Origin of the sequence: Plantibacter sp. VKM Ac-2880, assembly GCF_015351235.1 — a bacterium.
Lineage (GTDB): Bacteria > Actinomycetota > Actinomycetes > Actinomycetales > Microbacteriaceae > Plantibacter.
On the sequence record NZ_JADKSJ010000001.1, the window covers coordinates 138269 to 154258 of the forward strand.

14 protein-coding genes are annotated in these 15990 nt (G+C 66.6%); 6 read left to right on the forward strand and 8 right to left on the reverse strand.

Translation table 11 applies throughout. The annotated features are described in order from the left end of the window. The first annotated feature begins 211 nt into the window (after positions 1-211). From ITJ57_RS00690 to trxA, 6 genes are all read left to right on the forward strand, one after another. Positions 212-592 carry a hypothetical protein gene (locus ITJ57_RS00690; RefSeq protein ID WP_194668408.1) on the forward strand — a complete coding sequence of 127 codons (381 nt, stop codon included), beginning with the start codon at positions 212-214 and terminating at the stop codon, positions 590-592. A 127-nt stretch (positions 593-719) separates the two neighbouring features. Beyond that, a complete protein-coding gene (locus tag ITJ57_RS00695) occupies positions 720-2378 on the forward strand; it encodes a DHA2 family efflux MFS transporter permease subunit (protein WP_194668409.1) in 1659 nt (552 codons plus the stop codon). 128 nt (positions 2379-2506) lie between these two features. Continuing rightward, positions 2507-4840: a DUF6049 family protein gene (locus tag ITJ57_RS00700; protein WP_194668410.1), complete on the forward strand. Its 2334-nt coding sequence runs from the start codon at positions 2507-2509 to the stop codon at positions 4838-4840. Continuing rightward, positions 4833-6449 carry a murein biosynthesis integral membrane protein MurJ gene (gene murJ / locus ITJ57_RS00705; protein WP_194668411.1) on the forward strand — a complete coding sequence of 539 codons (1617 nt, stop codon included), beginning with the start codon at positions 4833-4835 and terminating at the stop codon, positions 6447-6449. The genes ITJ57_RS00700 and murJ overlap by 8 nt, the downstream gene beginning before the upstream one ends. 149 nt (positions 6450-6598) lie before the next feature. Continuing rightward, positions 6599-7609 carry a thioredoxin-disulfide reductase gene (trxB, locus tag ITJ57_RS00710; protein ID WP_194668412.1) on the forward strand — a complete coding sequence of 337 codons (1011 nt, stop codon included), beginning with the start codon at positions 6599-6601 and terminating at the stop codon, positions 7607-7609. A 47-nt stretch (positions 7610-7656) separates the two neighbouring features. Continuing rightward, complete coding sequence (gene trxA / locus ITJ57_RS00715; protein ID WP_056010228.1) at positions 7657-7977, forward strand: thioredoxin; 321 nt, start codon at positions 7657-7659, stop codon at positions 7975-7977. Positions 7978-8252: 275 nt separating this feature from the next. Here trxA and ITJ57_RS00720 read toward each other — a convergent pair whose 3' ends face one another. The 8 genes from ITJ57_RS00720 to rpmH form a co-directional block, all read right to left on the reverse strand. Then, complete coding sequence (locus tag ITJ57_RS00720; protein WP_194668413.1) at positions 8253-9302, reverse strand: ParB/RepB/Spo0J family partition protein; 1050 nt, start codon at positions 9300-9302, stop codon at positions 8253-8255. Continuing rightward, positions 9302-10282 (reverse strand): ParA family protein, encoded by a 981-nt coding sequence (locus ITJ57_RS00725; protein ID WP_194668414.1) that lies wholly within the window; start codon positions 10280-10282, stop codon positions 9302-9304. Before ITJ57_RS00725 ends, ITJ57_RS00720 begins: the two co-directional genes overlap by 1 nt. A 2661-nt stretch (positions 10283-12943) precedes the next feature. Continuing rightward, positions 12944-13591, reverse strand: coding sequence for a 16S rRNA (guanine(527)-N(7))-methyltransferase RsmG (gene rsmG / locus ITJ57_RS00730; RefSeq protein WP_194668415.1), 648 nt, complete (start codon positions 13589-13591; stop codon positions 12944-12946). A 25-nt stretch (positions 13592-13616) separates the two neighbouring features. Then, on the reverse strand, positions 13617-14123 hold the full coding sequence (locus ITJ57_RS00735; protein ID WP_194668416.1) for a R3H domain-containing nucleic acid-binding protein: 507 nt from the start codon (positions 14121-14123) through the stop codon (positions 13617-13619). An 8-nt stretch (positions 14124-14131) separates the two neighbouring features. Continuing rightward, positions 14132-15115 carry a membrane protein insertase YidC gene (yidC, locus tag ITJ57_RS00740; protein ID WP_194668417.1) on the reverse strand — a complete coding sequence of 328 codons (984 nt, stop codon included), beginning with the start codon at positions 15113-15115 and terminating at the stop codon, positions 14132-14134. Positions 15116-15124: 9 nt separating this feature from the next. After that, positions 15125-15436, reverse strand: coding sequence for a membrane protein insertion efficiency factor YidD (gene yidD, locus ITJ57_RS00745; RefSeq protein ID WP_082456005.1), 312 nt, complete (start codon positions 15434-15436; stop codon positions 15125-15127). After that, positions 15433-15864 (reverse strand): ribonuclease P protein component, encoded by a 432-nt coding sequence (rnpA, locus tag ITJ57_RS00750; RefSeq protein WP_370582107.1) that lies wholly within the window; start codon positions 15862-15864, stop codon positions 15433-15435. The genes yidD and rnpA overlap by 4 nt, the downstream gene beginning before the upstream one ends. Then, on the reverse strand, positions 15803-15940 hold the full coding sequence (gene rpmH / locus ITJ57_RS00755) for a 50S ribosomal protein L34 (RefSeq protein WP_056010217.1): 138 nt from the start codon (positions 15938-15940) through the stop codon (positions 15803-15805). The genes rnpA and rpmH overlap by 62 nt, the downstream gene beginning before the upstream one ends. Positions 15941-15990: the final 50 nt, after the last annotated feature.

A 15990-nucleotide genomic window follows, 5' to 3' on the forward strand; every position in this document is an offset into this window, starting at 1 on the left:
AGTCCACGCTAGGGAGTGCCGTCCGCCGGCACATCCGCACGATGATGGACCTCCGCGGCCCGCCCATCCGCCGATCGGACGACGCCGATGGTCCTGGGGTACCAGGTGCGTCCATCGGTCCGAGGCCGTCTTGACGGCGAGGTCCACCGATACGAGGCGTACCCTTGATACCCGAGTGCGCGCCGCCGGTGCGCCGGAGCGAGGAGGGTACGTGGATCTGCAGGCGGTCGACCTTCCGAAACTGCGGCGTGATGCGCAGCTCGAACGCGAGGTCATCATCGAGCATCGCGCCCGAGACGGCGAGGACCCGTGGGACTTCCTGCCGTCGATGCCGACGGTCGACGAGCTCGTCGTCGCCGTACTCCGGGACGACGCGCTGCACGCTCGAGGGCTCGCCGCTCAGCACGCCATGGCACGGCTCGCGGGGTACTCCTCGCTGGAGGACGCCCAGGATCACCGCGACAATGCGGACCACTTGGAGTACGAGGTGCTCCGGGAGATCGCCCGAGTGCATCCGGAACTGACGCGTGCGGTCTGGCGGATGTCGGGCAAGGTGGCTCGACCGCCATGGGAGGGCGACGACGCGGAGTGACACCGCCTGGCTCGACGGCATCTGTCGGGCAGTCGTATGCCCGAATTTGAATACGACACATGGTGGGTGACAACCGCTGATCGCGGGCGCATACTCACAATATGCAGCTAGCTGATCGTTTCCGCGCATGACGGAATCCAACCTGTCCGAGACGCCTGGACGAAGCACCGCCGACCGCCGCAAATGGTTCGGACTCGTCGCCATCAGCGTCGCCGTCGCGCTCATCATCGTCGACTCCACCATCGTCAACGTCGCGATCCCGTCGATCGTGGACGACCTCGGCATCTCGTCGACACAGGTCCAGTGGGTCCAGGAGTCCTACACCCTCGTCTTCGCCGCGCTCCTCATCGTGTTCGGGACCCTCGCGGACCGGGTGGGTCGCCGGAGGATGCTCCTCCTCGGCGTCGTCGTCTTCGTCGCGGCGTCGGTGTTCGCCGCACTCGCAGCGACCGGCGAGCTCCTGATCCTCGCGCGGGTCGTCCAGGGCGTCGGCGGGGCGATGATCCTTCCCACGACCCTGTCGATCATCAACGCGACGTTCCGAGGCCGCGACCGAGCGATCGCCTTCGCCGTCTGGGGATCGACGATCGGCGGCATGGTCGCGGTCGGGCCGCTCCTGGGCGGCTGGCTGACGACCGACTTCTCGTGGCGCTGGGCGTTCGGCATCAACGTGCCGCTCGGTGTCGTCATCGTCATCGGACTGCTCCTGTTCGTCTCCGAGTCGCGCGACGTGACGACCGGACGCATCGACGGTGTCGGTGCTGCGCTGTCGATCATCACGAGCTCGTCGCTCGTGTTCGGACTGATCGAGGGCCGCAGCCTCGGCTGGTGGACGACCGAGGCCCCGCTGGTCGTCGGCGACTGGACGTGGCCGTTCACGCTCTCCCCGGTGCCCATCGCACTGGTGGTGACCGTGATCGGTGCGGTCGCGTTCGTGCTCTGGGGCCGCCGACGCATGCGGCAGGGGCAGAGCACCATCATCGCCTTCTCGCTCTTCTCCCTGCCGTCGTTCCGCAACGGCAACATCGCTGCACTCATCGTCTCCCTGGGCGAGTTCGGCATCATCCTGTCGCTCCCGATCTGGCTGCAGAACGTCCTCGGATACAGCGCACTGCAGACGGGCGTGGTCCTCTTGGCGCTGGCGATCGGATCGTTCGTCGCGAGCGGCTTCGCCGGAGCCTTCGGGAACCGCGTCGCGCCGGTGACGATCGTGCGGGTGGGCATCCTCGCGGAGATCGCCGGTGTCGTCGGCATCGGGTTCGCGGTCGGAACCGACACCCCGTGGTTCGCGATCGCGGTGTCCCTCTTCGTCTACGGGTTCGGAGTCGGGCTCGCGACCGCGCAGCTGACCGGCGTCGTCCTCAAGGACGTCCCGATCGAGCAGAGCGGGCAGGGCTCCGGGACGCAGAGCACGGCCCGGCAGATCGGATCGGCGCTCGGCATCGCCGTCCTCGGCACCGTGCTGTTCATCAGCACCGCCTCCGTGCTCGACGCACGACTCGACGACGCCGGGATCCCGGTGGCCCAGCGCGATGCCCTGGTCTCGAGCGTGGTCGACAGCGCCGGGGCGTCCATCGCCGGACTCGCCGCAGACCCCGCGACGGCCGCGGTCGCCGAGGACGCCAAGGTCGCGCTCTCGGACGGCACGCGATACGCGGCCTTCGCCGCCGCGGCGTTCCTCGTCGTCGGCTTCCTCGCGACCCTCTCGCTCGGTCACGGCCGGCGGGAGGACGAGGGTGCGCCGGACGAGGGCGACGCCGATCGCATCGTGTCAGACGGGTCGTAGCCCGACGTTCGGTGGCGCTCCCTGCGGAAGCCGTGACCTCCCGGTGCACAAGCACCCAGGTTCGTTTGGAGCGCCACCGTAGAATCGTGAGCGGACCACTCCGCCTGAGCGACGTGGTCCATCAGCCCATGACACGACCAAGCCGCCTCCCACGCCTCCTCAGCGCCCTCGCAGCAGCCGCGCTGTCGTTCGCCGTCGTGTCCTCCGGGCTCTCCTCGCCGGTGTCACTCGCCGCTGCCGCACCCCTGCAGACAGCGCATGCAGCCACGACGCCGGACGGTCTCGTGTCGGTCGAGGTGAGCCCCAGCGACGGGGGAGCGGTCGAGCAGTCGTCGATCACCTCCTTCGGCATCACCTTGACGAACGGGACCGACGACGACCTGCCGGCCGGTTCCCTCTTGCTGGCCGTCACCACCGCGCGCATCACCGGGACGGCGGCGCTCGACGCGTGGCTCGACACCTCGGGTGCCGACGCGGCGACGACACCGAGCGGGACGACCGTGGTCCGCACCATCGAGATCCCGGAACTCATCGCCGGGCAGCAGTACGTCGTGAGTGGCCTCGACTTCACCCCGCCGGCACTCGGCTTCGACGACGCGGACAGCTGGGGCTCCTACGGCGTCTCCGCGGGCTATACGGCGGGGGACACGGCCGCCGGGGGACGGACTGCGTTGGTCTGGCGGTCCCAGGGACAGCCCACGGCGGCCTCGCTCGCCGTCGTCGCCCCACTCACTGTGCCGATCAGCTACGGCGGGCTCCTCGACGCCGACGAGCTCACCGAGCTCACCGACGACGACGGTGCACTCACGACGCAGCTCGACGCGTACTTCGGTGAGCAGATCGCCCTCGGGATCGATCCTCGGATCATCGCCTCCATCAGAGCGCTCGGCACTCGAGCGCCTGAGGGGGCCGTGGCCTGGCTCGCCCGCCTCGAGGCCGCACCGAACGAGACGTTCGCCCTCCAGTACGGCGACGCGGAGCCTGCCGTCCAAGCCGAGGCTGGGCTCGGGCAGTTGATGGCGCCAACCTCGTTCGGCTTCGCCCTGGACGTCGCCGACTTCCCTGTGGTGCAGCCCACCGAGACTCCGACGCCGTCCGATACACCGACCACGGGCCCCGACGGCGTCCAGCCGAGCCCGGAGACGGGCCCGTCACCCGCGACGGCGACCGATGAGGCGTCCCCGACCGCCACGCCGTCCGACGGGTCCACCCCCACACCGTCACCCTCCCAGACGCCCGCCCAACCGGTCCCGACCGTTCCGACGATGGCCGAGCTGCTCGAATGGAGCTACTCACTCCCGAACATCGTGTGGGCGAGCGGCGCGGTGACCGATGCCGACCTCTCCGTCTTCACCTCGTCCGGTGGCGCGGTCGCGATGGTGGACTCAGCCAACACCTCCACGAGCGGTCAGACGCTCCGCGCGTCGGCGACTGCCGGGACCACACCGACCCTCCTGGTCGACCACGGTCTCGCCGACTCACTGAGCGCCGCCGCCTCGGCGTCAACGGACAGCGCGTTCCAGAACGCCATCGCGGACGTGAACGCCCGGGCCGCCGCCATCGGTACGGAGGGGTCGACCGGCGGAACGGTCGTCGCAGTCCTCCCGCGCGCCGTCGACTCCACGCTCCCGGCCCTGGGCGACACGGTCAACGCACTCCGCTCGTTGCCGGCCACCGCTCGGACGTCCCTCGCGAGCACCCTCACGGAACCGCCGGCCGCGGTCACCCTCGGTGCGATGGCCCCGAACGACGACCGGGTTTCGGACGTCCGGGTCCTCCTCGACGACGAACGACTCGTCACCGAGTTCTCCTCCGTGTTGAACGAGCCCGAGCTGTTGACCGGGCGTGAGCGCGCCACGCTGCTCTCCAGCCTCGCAGCCGGGTGGCTCTCCACGGCGGAGGGCTGGGGCGCCGCGGTCACGGCGCAGCAGGAGCGCACCGACACCGTCCTCGCATCGGTCCGCGTGACGGACAGCAGCCGAATCAACATGGTGGGCGGTGAGGTGTCGTTGCCGTTCGCGGTTCGGAACGACCTGCCGTACCCCGTCACCGTCGTGATGCAGGCGTCGCCGAGCAACGGTCGTCTCAGCATCTCCGGTTCCGTCACGCAGGAGATCGCCGCGGACTCGCGGGCGACTGTCCTCGTCCCCGTCCAGGCGCAGATCGGGAACGGTGACGCCACCCTCCGAGTGCAACTGTTCAGCACGGGTGGTCAGGCCATCGGTGAGCAGTCGTTCGTCGGCGTGAACGTCCGCGCCGACTGGGAGGGCATCGGCGCTGTCGTCCTCGCTCTGCTCGTCGCCCTGCTGTTCGTCAGCGGGGTCGTCCGCATGGTGCTCGGCCGTCGGGCGAAGCGTCGTGCTCTCGCCGCCCCCGCGGGCATCGCGCCGGACGACGATGAGCGTGCGGACGGAGAGCCCCCGGTAGAGTCGTCACCCGGACGACGGGAGACGAATGGCTGACGGCATCGGTAGGGCGAGCGCCCTCCTCGCCTCGGGGACGCTGGTCTCCCGGCTCCTCGGCTTCGTCAAGGCCATCCTCGTGGCACAGGCGATCGGTGTCGTCGTCATCGGCGACACCTTCGCCATCGCGAACCAGTTGCCGAACACCATCTACGTCATCATCGGCGGCGGCGTCCTCAGCGCCGTGCTGGTGCCGCAGATCGTCCGAGCCGGTATCCATGCCGACGGTGGCAACGCGTACATCAACAAGCTCGTGACCATCACCCTGGTGTTCATCGGGGGAGCCACAGCGGTCATCACCCTGCTGGCGCCGGTCTTCGTGTTCATCGTGGCTGCCACCCTGCCGCCGGACCAGTTCGCGCTCGCGACGGCGTTCGCCTACTGGTGCCTCCCGCAGATCCTGTTCTACGCCCTGTACACCGTGCTCGGCGAGGTCCTCAACGCCCGCAAGATGTTCGGGCCGTTCACCTGGGCGCCCGTCCTCAACAACGTCATCGCGATCGCCGGCCTGGTCGCCTTCATCGGCGTGTACGGCAGCGGTGACCTCGCCGTGCTCGAGTGGACCGACGGTAGGACCGTCCTGCTCGCCGGGTCCGCCACGCTCGGCGTCGTGGTCCAGGCCGCGTTCCTCATGGTCTTCTGGCGGAAGGCCGGGCTGCGCTTCCGACCTGACTTCCAGTGGCGGGGGGTGGGACTCCGGGCCACCGGTCGGATCGCCAGCTGGACCTTCGGCATGCTGCTGCTGACGACCGGCGCGGGGATCATCGAAACCCAGATCGTCGCCTCCGTCAGTGATCAGGGGCCGTCCGTCGCGATCCTCAACTACGCGTGGCTGATCTTCATGCTGCCGCACTCGATCATCACCGTCTCGATCGCGACGGCGTACTTCACCCGCATGAGCGAACACGCGCAGGGCACCCGGGAGCACGGGCGTGACCTCCCTCGACTGCAGGCCGACATCTCGGCGGCGATCCGCGTCGTGAGCGTCCTCATCGTCCTCGCCGCCGCGGTCATCATCGTGGTGGCCGTCCCCTTCGGAAGCGTGTTCGCGGAGACCTTCGAGCAGGCGCAGGCCATGGGGGGCATCATCATCGCCTTCGTCATCGGCCTGGTCCCGTTCTGTATCCTCTTCGTCCTGCAGCGCGCGTTCTACGCCCTGGGTGACACGAAGACACCGTTCTTCTTCACGCTGTTCCAGACGCTGCTCTTCGTGCTGCTCGCGATCGTCGTCCTGCTCGTCCTGCCGAAGCACCTGGTGGGTGCCGGCGTCGCCCTCGCCATCACGGTCGCGTGCATCGCTCAGACGGTGGTCGCCGCATGGTTGCTCCGTCGTCGGCTGGGTGGCCTGGACACGAAGCGGATCCTCCTCAGCCTCCTGCGATACGTCGCGGCCGCCGTTCCCGCCGCCGCGGTCGGCGTCGTCGTGCTGTCGCTGTTGGGCGGCATCGGGGAGGAGGGGTTCACCACGGCGACGATCCCCGGAGCCATCATCACGATGGCGGTCGTCGGCACCGTCATGGCCGCGGTCTACCTGGCCGTCCTCGCCCTCCTGCGGACGCCGGAACTCAAGGCCGCTCTGGCACCCGTCCTCGCTCGCCTCGGCCGCTGATCGCCGTCTGCCGGACGAGCGCATCGCGCGCACCTGAGAGCTGTCCGAGGCCCCACAGCAGCGGAATAGGCGCCGGTTAGGATGTGTTACACCACTCGGAAGCCCGGAACCCACCTGGTCCGGGAGTCCACGAACCACTGAGGAGCATCGTGCGTCAGGTCATCATCATCGGATCAGGACCCGCCGGCTACACGGCGGCGATCTACGCTGCGCGCGCCTCGTTGCAGCCGTTGCTCGTCGCGTCGTCGGTCGAGGCGGGCGGCGAGCTCATGAACACCACCGAGATCGAGAACTTCCCGGGTTTCCCCGACGGCATCCAGGGCCCTGAGCTCATGATGAAGCTGCAGGAGCAGGCAGAGAAGTTCGGCACCGAGGTGCTCTACGACGACGTCACCGACCTCAAGCTCGAGGGCGACGTGAAGACCGTCACCCTCGGCAACGGTCAGGTCCACGAGGCACACACCGTCATCTTCGCCACCGGTTCCGCGTACCGCAAGCTCGGACTAGCCGACGAGGAGCGCCTCTCCGGTCACGGCGTCTCCTGGTGTGCGACGTGCGACGGCTTCTTCTTCAAGGAGAAGACCATCGCGGTCATCGGCGGCGGCGACAGTGCGATGGAGGAGGCCACCTTCCTCACGCGCTTCGCGTCGAAGGTCTATGTCATCCACCGCAAGGACACCCTCCGCGCGTCGAAGATCATGCAGGACCGCGCATTCGCGAACGACAAGATCGAGTTCATCTGGAATAGCGAGGTCGCAGGCATCACCGGCGCCGACGCGGTGGACGGCGTGACGCTGCGGTCGACCACCGACGGCACCGAGACGCACCTGCCGCTCGGCGGACTGTTCATCGCGATCGGCAACGACCCGCGCACGCACCTGATCCACGGACAGTTGGACCTCGCTCCCGAAGGCACCATCGCGGTCAAGGGTCGCTCGTCGAAGACCAACCTGCCCGGCGTCTTCGCCGCCGGTGACGTCATCGACCCCACCTACCGTCAGGCCATCACGGCTGCCGGCAGTGGCACCATCGCGGCCCTCGACGCGGAGCACTACCTCGCCGACCGCGAGCAGGCTGCAGGCGAGTTGGCCGCCATCGGCGAGGCTCAGACCGCGGGCCGCCCCCAGCCTTCCGACCCGGTCCTCGCCACCACCGTTTGATCGACCGCGCGCCCACCTCGACGCGCGCACCACGAAGGAGAACACTCATGTCAGATGCAGTCACCGAAGCCACGTTCGACGAGCTGGTCATCAACAGCGACAAGCCCGTCCTGGTCGACTTCTGGGCCGCCTGGTGCGGTCCGTGTCGCGCCGTCGGCCCGATCCTCGACACCATCGGCTCCGAGAACAGTGACAAGATCACCGTCCTCAAGCTGAACGTCGACGAGAACCCGAACCTCGCGATGAAGTACCAGATCACCTCCATCCCGGCCATGAAGGTCTTCAAGGGCGGCGAGGTCGTCCAGACCGTCATCGGCGCAAAGCCGAAGGCAGCACTCGAGAAGGACCTCGCAGCTTTCATCGGCTGACCAGGAGATCATCCTCGCTCAGAACCGCCCGACTCTCCGGAGCCGGGCGGTTCTTCGTTTATGGATCACCGCGGCTAGGTACGAAAGGCAAGCTTCAGCGCTAGCGTTTCACGTGAAACGTCGGACGATCGCTGTCAATTCCGGCTCGGATCAGGACTTTCCCCATCTCGTGCGCGCCGGTCGCGGCACGGGACGGATGGTGTCGCAACAACTCGGAAGAACGCAAACGCGGGGACCGCTCGATGAGCAATCCCCGCGTTTCACGTGAAACGTCGCTAGGAAGACTGTCCGAAGCCGGACTCGCCGAGCTCACTGAGGATGCGGTTCAGATCTGCGATCGTCGCGAACTCGACCACCATCTGGCCCTTCTTCGCTCCGAGCGTGACCTTCACGCGAGTGTTCAGGCGGTCACCGAGGCGGTCGGCGATCTCGTCGAGCTGGCCACGGCGGGAGCCTGCGATCGGCCTCGGCTTCTTCGCCTGGACGCCTTGAGCGGCGGCGGCTTCTGCCGCACGAACGGAGAGGTCTTCGTTGACGATCTTGTCGGCGAGACGCTGCTGCGCTTCGGGATCAGTCAGGGACAGGATGGCCCGTGCGTGGCCGGCACTCAGCACGCCCGCTGCGACCCGCTGCTGGACCGCCGCGGGCAGCTTGAGCAGACGGATGGTGTTGCTGATCTGGGGCCGTGAGCGGCCGATCCGGTTCGCGAGCTCATCCTGGGTGATCCCGAAGTCCGCGAGGAGCTGCTGGTACGCAGAGGCCTCTTCCAGCGGGTTCAGCTCGGAGCGATGGAGGTTCTCGAGGAGCGCGTCCCGAAGCATGTCCTCGTCCGCAGTGTCCTTGATGATCGCCGGGATCCGGTCGAGTCCGACCTCCTTCGAGGCGCGGAGACGTCGCTCACCCATGATGAGCTCGTACTGCTCATCGTCACCGGGGATGGGGCGCACGACGATGGGCTGGAGTACGCCGACCTCGCGGATGCTGGTCACCAGCTCGGCGAGGTGGTCCTCATCGAACACGGTACGGGGCTGGTTTGCGTTCGGAACGATCAGCCCGGGGGAGAGGTAGGCGAGTCGTGCACCGGGCACGGCGACGAGCTGTGGGCCCTCCTCGGCCGGGACAGCGTCCGACGACGGCGCTGAGGACTCGGCGGCCGCAGCCGCGGCGTCGGCTGCCGCCGTAGCCGCATCCTTTGCAGCTTTCCGAGCCGTCCCCTGGTTGTCGGGGAAGAAGACGTCGACGGGCCGGTTCGCCTGGGTATCGGAGCTCGTGGTCGGGATGAGGGCACCGATCCCACGGCCGAGTCCGGTTCGTTTCGTTGCCATCAGTGACTGACTCCCTCAGGGTGGTTCGTATCGGGTGACGCGTGCTGCTGTGCAGCCCAGCGGTTCGCTATCTCTGCAGCGGCCTCGAGGTAGGAGACGGCACCCAGAGACGTCGGGTCGTAGCTGATGACGCTCTGCCCGAAGCTGGGCGCCTCCGAGATGCGCACGGCGCGGGGGATGATGGACTCGAGGACCTGACCGGTGAAGTGGTCACGGACATCCTGTGCGACCTGCTGCGCAAGGTTGGTGCGCCCGTCGTACATCGTGAGCAGGATGGTGCTCACGGCGAGACCGGGATTCAGATGGCGCTGGATCAACTGGATACTGCTCAACAACTGGCTGAGCCCTTCCAGCGCGTAGTACTCGCACTGGATCGGGATGAGCACCTCCTTCGCCGCGACGAAGGCGTTGATCGTCAGCAAGCCGAGTGACGGCGGGCAGTCGATCAGAACGTAGTGGAACGGCTCCTCGGCATCTTGGATGAACTGCTCGAGCGCGGTGCGCAGCCGGTGTTCACGAGCCACTTGAGAGACGAGCTCGATTTCAGCGCCGGCCAGGTGGATGGTGGAGGGAGCGCAGAAGAGGGTGGGGAACTCCGGGCTCTGCTGCACCACGTCGGCGAGCGGGAAGTCGTCGATCAGGACGTCGTACACGCTGGGGACGTCCGAGTGGTGCTCAACGCCGAGCGCCGTGGAGGCGTTCCCCTGCGGGTCGAGGTCGATGACCAGCACGCGTGCGCCGGAGCGGGCGAGAGCAGCGCCGATGTTGACGGTCGTCGTCGTCTTGCCCACGCCGCCCTTCTGATTGGAAACCGTGAACACCCGCGTGTGGTCTGGAGTCGGCAGCGTTGCGTGAGCCAAGGCTTTGCGCCTCTCAGTCAGATGGTGAAGTTCGCGAGCCAGGGGAGTCGATGCGTCGAAGGCGCTACCAACGGAGTCTCGCGCGGATGCTGCGGAATGCGTTGGTTCGGGTTGTTTCACGTGAAACCTTCTCGCTCGAAACGTGTTCTTCAACCGTACCAGCGCAGGCTGACGCAGGGGACGGAGATCTCCCGCAAGCACGACTGATCCGATCGTCTCGGGCCGTCGACTTCGAGTTCATCCTCCGCCATCAGCACCACGAAGGACTGAGTGCACCGGAGCCGACGCTCCCGAGGACCGGAGTTGTGCACACGGTTATCCACAGGCTCTTGCGGATCCCGCGCGTCCTCTGCCGAGCCACTCATGTCCAGCGCTGTCGCTCCGCTGGCACTCGCCCGATCGCCGTGCTCGGCGAGTGCCCGAACTCGACGGAACCCCGCCGAAGGACGTAAGTCCTCGACAGTTCCGCGGAAATACGCGGAACTTCGGGTCGTTCGGCCGTGACTAGACGAGCACCGCGACCACACAGCCCCTGCGTGCGGGCTGCCTACGTCGGCCGCCTATGACTCGGAGCTCGTTCAGGGAAGTGTTGTGTTGACCGATGATTCGCGCCAACGACCTCGGACTGTCCACAGAGTTATCCACAGTCAGCAGGTGCGGCAGGTGTGATGGATCATCACGAGTGTCGCGTGCATTCTGCGCCAGTGTTTCACGTGGAACATTGCACTACTCGGCCATCCGACACGGCATCAGCACGACCGCCGCAGCGCCGGTGGGTTTCCTTGCGCGAATGGCGCTTCTTATGAGGACCAATGCGGCCCACTCATCATGAGTGGTGTCCTGACACAACTGAGAGACCGCCGGAAGGAGCAAGCGCCTGGAGGGCCGGAGCAGAACCGTGCCAGGTACGCGGCCCGTATCGCCACACCAGTGTTTCACGTGGAACACCCCCTCAATGGCTAGCCTCGAGGTCGATGAACTACGAGTCAGCGACGCGGGATGTGCGCCTCACGGATTGATCGCGTCTCAGACCCGTCAGACATCCGCTACTTGCGCTCGTCGTCCACTGACGCCCAGTGCAGCTTTGAGCCACACTCTGTGGCGTCGCCGGGGTGTGTCTTACTGCCGTTGACCGCGTGGCACGACAGTGACCTGCGTCAATGACCACGCGTGATGGTGCGCACACAGCCGACTGCCGTGGCGGTGCAGCTGTGTCGGCGTTCTGCGGATCGACCATGCTGTTTCACGTGAAACATCGACCCCAGTTCTTCACTAGATCCTCGTGAGGCCAGCAAGGCACGCCCCGGCGCCTGGTTCTGGATTCTTCAGCGAGCAGCGTTCGCGCTGAACGCGGGAGTGGCTTCATCCCGGATCCGTGGAACCCTCGGATTCAAGCCGTCATCCGTGTCGAGCACCCCAGCGAGACCGAGGCCAAAATCGGGACACGGTGACAACGGCCATCCGCGCCTCGGTCCGATCACAGCGCCCCGCCGGTATCGGAGGCGATGCCGCGCCGACGAGTTTCAGGCTAGGTTTCTTCACCGGATTGGCCGGTTGCTCGACGACAGGCCCTTCCCGGGCCGGGCGATAGCGTGCGAAGATACTCACCGTTCCACGTGAAACATCGCAGATGGTCCATTGGTGCTCCGGTTTCGCCGGAGAGACGCGCCACGGCGTGTTCGACGGGCGTTTCACGTGAAACAGACCTCAGTACGGCTGTTCATCGCGCCGCGCAAGGCGCCTACAGCATACGATGAGGCAGCGAACCCACCCTTCTCGGGGCTCCTTCCGCAGACTCTTGCGTATGAGCGTGCCGGGGGAGGAGCCGACCTGTCGCGGCCGGCCGTCTCGGGCACCCACTCACGCGTGGCCGCCTGCATTCCGGCATCACCAGTCCCGCACACCGGGGCCGCTCACGTGATGCACACGGTACTTCGGCCACCGCCCGCGCGCTCCGCTGAAGCTCCGAAACTCGCAACTCGCTCAGTGAGGTTCATCTGTAGCGGGGCTGCGGTACGCACCACTGATGCCGCTTACCCTCGCCGAATCGGTCCGGTCGCGTCGATGCCGCACCGCCGCCATCATTGTCCGTGGCGGCACCCGGATCCCGCGGAGCCCTCCCCGCGACCCTGCTGCGCTGACCGCCAGCGGCCTTCATCGAGCACTCTGCCGATCAAGATCAGCTGTATCCACTTTGCCGGTCGGTGCGAACTCCTGTGCTGGCGATGTTCGCTGGCACGCTACACACGCCGGGGAAGTTGCCTCGACCCACCCACCGGTTGATGCCCGCGGTAACCAGCGCGCGATCACAACCAGAAGGATTCGCCGGATGAGCACACCCGTCCGAAGAGTCGGCCGTGTGGAGACTCCTGCAGCTCGCCGCGCGTATGAACCGGAACACGCGTGGCGGTCAACGATCGACGAGGCTCTCGGTGCTCGCGGTACGTCCCTTGGCACGCAGATCATGGTGTCGCGCCAAGACCAGCGGCCGAGTGACCTGTAGCGGCACAGCCGACCTCGCGCAGTGATTGGCTGTAAAATGCTTCATATCAGCATCAGCGGAAGCTGACTCAACACGAATCGGAGCGTCATCAGCCGGCGAATCAGGCTAAATTGATGCCCGATATGACCGGAGAATCGCTCCTGACGAACTCAGGCTCCCTATGAGGCGGCCTCAGCTAGGCCGAGTTCGTCAGGACGCATTCTCCTGGCGAGTGCGGATCGGCTTGATCGCCGAGCTCAGAGGCGCCGGCGGAGCACTCGGCGCCCTGACGAATCGAGTCAGCCGCGAACAACGCCTAGGATGACTCGCGTTGGCTCCGCGAGCACACCCTCGCCGAGCGTGCGTACCTCGACGCCGGACACCTTGTACTTGCGCAGCTCCTTCGTCGAAGCATCGACCTCAGCTTGCGCGCCGGCACCCTTCATCAGCACAAGCTCGCCACCGTCACGAAGCAGGGGAGCGGTGAGCGGCAACAACTTGCGGAGCGCGCTGACCGCCCGAGCCGTCACCTGGTCGAGCTGCTCCGCGAGTCGGACCTCTTCCGCTCTCGCCCGCACGACCTCGACGTTCCGCAATCCGAGCGCCCCCACCTGGTCGTTCAACCACGCGACGCGACGCTCCATCGGCTCGATGAGGACGAAGTCGACATCAGGTCGTGCGATCGCCAGGACCAATCCGGGAAGCCCAGCACCCGTGCCGACATCGCCGACTCGTCCGGGACGAAGCAACGGCGCGACGATAGCGCTGTTCAAGATGTGTCGCGTCCACAAGCGAGGGAGCTCCAACGGGCCGATAAGCCCAAGGGGTTCCCCGTGCGTCGCCAGATTCCTGGCGAACGAGCGACCGACCTCGATCTGCTCACCGAACAGTTGGGCAGCCTCGGCCGGCTCCGGCTCGAGGACAGCAGCGTCTTGTGCGTCAGTCATCGCAGTTTCACGTGAAACGCGCGCGTCAGCCGCGCGTGATCACGGTGTGGCGATCGCGTCCCTCGCCGTGCGATTCGGACACGAACCCACGAGCGGAGACAATGTCGTGCACCAACTTACGCTCGTAGCTCGACATGGGAGGAAGTGCCGCCTCGGTCGATCCGGCTTCGATACGCTCGACAGCACGCTCGACCAGAGCGCCGAGCTCCTGCTGACGAGCCTCGCGGGACCCACCGATGTCGAGGATGAGACGTGAGAACCCACCCGTGCGGTTCTGCACAGCGAGACGCGTCAGCTCCTGCAACGCGTTCACGGTGTCGGGACGGGACAGGAGACGGAGGTTGCTCTCGGTGGGGGAGTCGATCGACACGTACGCACGACCGTTGCGGGCATCGATGTCGATGTCACCGTCGATGTCGCAGATGTCGAGGAACTCCTCGATGTAGTCCGCCGCGACGTCGCCCTCTTCTTCGAGTTGGCTGATCGTGGGGGCTTCTTCGTCCTGGGCTACGGCCAGTTCCTGGTCAGTCACCGATACTCCTACTTGTCTCGTCCGTCGGACTGCTGCTTCTTGGCGCGCGCCTTGCCCATGGGCTGCTGGCGCTGAGCCGGGACCTTCTTCTCCGGCACGGGGGCCTCGGAGATCGAGATGACGTCACCGTTCGGCGTCATCAGCTTGCCCTTGCGGGCGAGGCGCTCCTCGCGGGCCTTCGCCGCGTCGGATCCGGGCGTCGGCATGTTCCGGATGACGAGGAACTGCTGCACCATCGTCCACGCGTTGGAGGTCAGCCAGTAGAACATGACGCCGAGCGGGAACGCGAAACCGGAGAACAGGAAGACGAACGGGAGGATGTAGAGGAGGATGCGCTGCTGCTTGAACTGCGGGCTGGCCTTCGTCTCAGCGGACATGTTCTTCGAGACGATCTGCAGCTGGGTGATGAACTGCGAGGCGCACATCAGGATCACCATGACCGCGGCGATGATGACGACGGCCCAGTTGACCGGGTTGCCGGCCAGCGCGGCCTGCATGCTGGTGTGCAGGGGGGCGATACCGAAGAGGTTCGCGTCGCCGAACTGGACGGCGAGCGTCTCGTTCAGTGGACCGACGCCTGCCTTGCTCTTCTGGGCGTCGTTCAGCACGGAGAACAGGGCGAAGAAGATCGGCATCTGGACCAGGAGGGGCAGACATCCGCTGACGGGGGAGGTGCCGTGCTTCTTGTACAGCTCCATGGTCTCGCGGGACATGGCCTCGCGGCTGGCCTGGTCGCGCTTGCCCTTGTACTTCTCCTGCACCTTCTTCATCTGCGGTGCGATCTCGAGCATCTTGCGCTGGCTCTTGATCTGCTTGATGAACAGGGGGATGAGCGCCGCACGGACGACGAGGACGAGGCCGACGATCGAGAGGACCCAGGTGAGGCCGGCTGCCGGGTCGAGTCCGACGGCCGTCCACAGCAGGTGCCAACCCACGAGAAGCAGCTCGACCGCCCACTTGAGCGGCCAGAGAATTGTGCCGATGATGTCCATAGGTGCGGGTCAGCCCTTTCCGTGGCTCGGTTGCACTACAAATCCGTGAGGCGTGACGCTGTAGCGGAAGTTCTTCTTGGGAGGGACCTCGTCGAAGCGCGGTGCCGCCCACGGGTGGCAGCGCGCGATCCGCGCTGCGGCCAGGCCTGCGCCGACGACGACGCCGTGCTGTTGTACCGCTCCCAGAGCGTACGCGGAGCAGCTGGGGTAATACCGGCAGACGTCACCGTAGAGCGGTGACACGGTGGCTCGATACCCGCGAAGCGCCAGCACCGCGGCATTGCGGGGCGCGAGGCAGGCAGCAGCGAGAACACCGTTCATCGGCGTGCATCCGTCCGGACCGGGGTGACGCCTCGCTTGGCGAACGCGCGGTCGAGTTCGTCGTGGAGCGCGGCGAACGGCGCGGTCGCGGCCGACGGCAACGCGCGGATCACGACGTCGCTCCCGCGGGCAGCGGAATCGACGCTGTCGTGGCAAATGGCCTTGAGGCGCCGTCTGACGAGATTGCGTGTCACTGCGTTTCCGACCGTTTTCGCAACGATGAACCCGAAGCGCGGCTGTCCGCCCTTCGGGTTCATACGTACGTAGGTGACCGTGTGCTCGCCGACGAACCGGGATCCGCGACGGACTACCCCTCGGTAGTCGTCGCCGGACGTGATCCGGCTCCCACGCTCGAGCACGACGGCTCTACGCGGAGAGTTCGGTGCGGCCCTTGGCGCGACGAGCCGACAGGATGCCACGGCCGGCACGCGTGCGCATGCGCAGACGGAAGCCGTGCTTCTTGGCGCGACGGCGGTTGTTCGGCTGGAAGGTTCTCTTGCTCATAATTACGATCTCCGGATCATGACCAACCACTGCACAGGTGGCAGCAGGGT

Excerpts from the sequence above, each read along its gene's own strand:
- ITJ57_RS00695 (WP_194668409.1), top strand. The coding sequence starts at position 720 with ATGACGGAATCCAACCTGTCCGAGACGCCTGGACGAAGCACCGCCGAC.
- rsmG (WP_194668415.1), bottom strand. The coding sequence starts at position 13,591 with ATGACTGACGCACAAGACGCTGCTGTCCTCGAGCCGGAGCCGGCCGAG.
- trxA (WP_056010228.1), top strand. The coding sequence starts at position 7,657 with ATGTCAGATGCAGTCACCGAAGCCACGTTCGACGAGCTGGTCATCAAC.
- yidD (WP_082456005.1), bottom strand. The coding sequence starts at position 15,436 with ATGAACGGTGTTCTCGCTGCTGCCTGCCTCGCGCCCCGCAATGCCGCG.
- ITJ57_RS00720 (WP_194668413.1), bottom strand. The coding sequence starts at position 9,302 with ATGGCAACGAAACGAACCGGACTCGGCCGTGGGATCGGTGCCCTCATC.
- yidC (WP_194668417.1), bottom strand. The coding sequence starts at position 15,115 with ATGGACATCATCGGCACAATTCTCTGGCCGCTCAAGTGGGCGGTCGAG.
- murJ (WP_194668411.1), top strand. The coding sequence starts at position 4,833 with ATGGCTGACGGCATCGGTAGGGCGAGCGCCCTCCTCGCCTCGGGGACG.
- ITJ57_RS00700 (WP_194668410.1), top strand. The coding sequence starts at position 2,507 with ATGACACGACCAAGCCGCCTCCCACGCCTCCTCAGCGCCCTCGCAGCA.
- rpmH (WP_056010217.1), bottom strand. The coding sequence starts at position 15,940 with ATGAGCAAGAGAACCTTCCAGCCGAACAACCGCCGTCGCGCCAAGAAG.